The sequence below is a fragment of the Aliagarivorans taiwanensis DSM 22990 genome, assembly GCF_000429505.1.
Classification (GTDB): domain Bacteria; phylum Pseudomonadota; class Gammaproteobacteria; order Enterobacterales; family Celerinatantimonadaceae; genus Aliagarivorans; species Aliagarivorans taiwanensis.
Genome location: NZ_AUBZ01000071.1, coordinates 1 through 2,881 on the forward strand (window position 1 = coordinate 1; position 2,881 = coordinate 2,881).

At 43.7% G+C, this 2,881-nt stretch carries 4 protein-coding genes; all 4 read right to left on the reverse strand.

The genetic code is table 11. The annotated features are described in order from the left end of the window. Positions 1-506, reverse strand: a 506-nt coding sequence (locus tag G462_RS23550) for an RHS repeat domain-containing protein (RefSeq protein WP_035478514.1), incomplete at its 3' end; no start/stop codon positions are given. A 47-nt stretch (positions 507-553) separates the two neighbouring features. Continuing rightward, positions 554-1,036, reverse strand: a complete 483-nt coding sequence (locus tag G462_RS0120000) for a hypothetical protein (protein WP_026960553.1) — start codon at positions 1,034-1,036, stop codon at positions 554-556. 581 nt (positions 1,037-1,617) lie between these two features. Beyond that, complete coding sequence (locus tag G462_RS0120010) at positions 1,618-1,914, reverse strand: hypothetical protein (RefSeq protein WP_026960555.1); 297 nt, start codon at positions 1,912-1,914, stop codon at positions 1,618-1,620. A 352-nt stretch (positions 1,915-2,266) separates the two neighbouring features. Next, positions 2,267-2,881 (reverse strand): hypothetical protein (locus G462_RS24720; RefSeq protein WP_035478518.1); only part of this gene is annotated, 615 nt, incomplete at its 5' end.

The window sequence follows — 2,881 nt, forward strand, 5'->3', positions numbered from 1 at the left end:
ATGATTAGACCGAAGATGTTTCCGCTGGGGTCGTGGTATTTCAATGGGTTATTAACCACATAGGCATAGCGGTTATGGTTCAGGGCATCATCCGGAGATTGCATGGCGGGGTCGGGGCTTAAGAATATCCCCAGGTTGGGATCGTATATCCGGGCATTCATATGAATAAGCCCCACTTCAGCAACGTGCTCGTGGCCGGTAAAGCCGCGGTTGGTCAAACTGCCGAATAGCAGCCCCGCGGGAAACGGAGAGGTTTTGCTACCAGTCGATCGCCCGCACTTCCCGCAAGGGTCGAACCAGGTTTCGGATATCACTTGTCCCAGAGTGTTAGTGATAAGATTTACCGAGTTCAGTGCATCCTGATGGAAGTAGTGCAACTCCCGGCTCAGTTCGCTACTGTCTGATACGCGCTCTGTCTTGATGGATACACCAATCGCGCGGCCTCCCACATACAGATAGTTACGTTGCTCTGCCTGATAGCCTTCCAGCCCTTCGTGATAGCGCATTTCATATACTCCTGAGTAGATCTCGGTGTAGGCGGCAAAACCTCCTCTCAGGGTGTTGCTTTAGGCTCCCTTATCAATAGCTTAATGCTGGTATTTCTATATGTATCGATAGGGTACTCAAACACACCAGCGTCCACCTTCTCCTCAAACGAGCGTTTTATCTCATCGGCTTTAGTTGGATCTATAACACCAAATAGATATCCACTCCTGTAAGCGTGTTCTAACAATGCGGATGAGAGAGGGTAGCCTTTGATATGTGAGGCCTCCAAGTTTCTCTCTATCAAACTGATTGTGTCAGAATCGCATTCGTCTTGACTGATGCACTTTTTGATATCAATTGCCGCTAGAAAGAACAGTGCTTCACCATCGTTATCGTCTGCTCGTCCTTTGAAATAGATGTATGCCCAGTCGTACTCATTTTCTATAGACTCTGAGACGACAAGCTTTGCTTGTAATAACATGTTACTTGGCGCTCTATCACAACCGATTACCAACAGAGAAAGCAACAACACCACTAGTTTGCAGGCCATGGTTCTGGTCTATCCTCCCAAGTTTTTCCCGATGAGGGCGAGAAACCACATGCCTCTCATATTCTTGCTCATGCAGATATTTCTAATCCAAGAGTGTTACTATAGGCCATTTGCGATAGGACAGCTTATTAGAAATTCCCGTATTAACTCAACACTATCACCTGTGTACATAACGAAATGGTACTCATCGATAGGAAAAGCTAATATGCTCCAATCAGAATTTTTCGAAAGGTCGGGTATTATTGCGGGATACGTTCCAAAGCAACCTACGATATCCCCCTCAACTCTACCTTCATTTGATGACCCTTTGTGGGATAAATAAAACCTCACTGCGCCACTATGGTAAATAGGAGCTATTGCTAATGGAGATTTGAACGATATGATTTTGCTAGCAGAATTATCTGCTTCCCTAGGCCCCACATAGTAAGAAGGGATAGGCCATTCGAGCTCTACAAATCGATAGATATGGGGGTACACATATCGGTAGATTGGAAAAGATCCCATAGTTATAAGAAGTACTATCGTAGCAAGTAACGTTTTCTTAAAGCGCAAAGCTGATATCAGTGATTTAACCCGCTCTGTCATGTGATCCACTGCTCATGAAAGAACTTCCCAATGACAAAAACAACAGTTGCTACTGATAACAAAAATGCCAAAATATACATTTCTTCTTTTAACTTATGATGATTAGTATAAATATGCCAAAACAATCCAAAAATAAAACCCCAATAGCCATAAACTGCGCCAGAGTGCCAAAGGTCAACCTCTGGGGAATAAAAATGACCTTCGTACGGATTAATGGCTATAGCAGCCACCTGTGAAATCCCAGTCAATAACAAAATGCGCCAAAATGACAAGATTTTATTAATGTTTTTCATTTAACTCACCTTAATAAGCTCTTCAGTTTATCTATAATGATGGCTTAGACCTCTCGAACCCCTATTGCGGAACCACTAACACACTGATGATTCAACTCTTATTATTCACATGTAAAGCACTAGCGATCAGAGTCACTTGTCAACTTCATGTAGAGATAGATAGCTTGAAGAGATAAGCCTATAAACAACGTTGCCGACATTACTAAATTAGTAAAGCGGCCCAATAGGCCATAATAAAACAAAGAAAATGAAACTGTACACAAAGCCATTGGAAAAAAAACGAACAAACAGGCTTCATGTTTCAGTACTAAGAATTTTATTTTGCTTAACATTCTGATTTCTATCGATTTGATTACATACAATAAACTGCTTCTGATGTACACATTTGAACACCAGCCCCCATCAAGTATCCCCAACGCGCCCCCCCATTAGCGTAAGACATACCAGTAGTCGAGCCACTAAACCCAAGAACCTTGACCGCATCAGCAAAAAATCCAAATGATTTACTTGTTTCACCAACAACCATAGCCTCTGAAAGTGGGTTGACAGAACCAGATGGACCTATTGCGGCACCTAACGTTGGGCCTATTTTCAAGCAACTGGTCTTAACTAAGCACCACTGTCCCTGAGTATTCCATACTCCTGATAGTTCATGAGAATGCCCAAAAAGTACATAGCCTGCACTCCCTGACATACCAAGGCCAACCTCAAGGTTAAACATATTGTCCATTCCTTCTTGCCACTGCCCATCGGGTGGATTACTAGCGATATGGGCGACCATTTTTTCTGTTATATTTTCGGTTAAGTTATGCTCGTTAAATAAATTGGCCAATGCCCCAGTACGCGCCCCATCCCGGAACGTTCCGCCCGCAAAGTGACTGGATGCTCCGCCTGCCAGCGCCGCTACCGCTACATTCCCAAAATCAATGCCTGCGGTTTCAAACCCCCAGCCTTTGCCTAGACCATT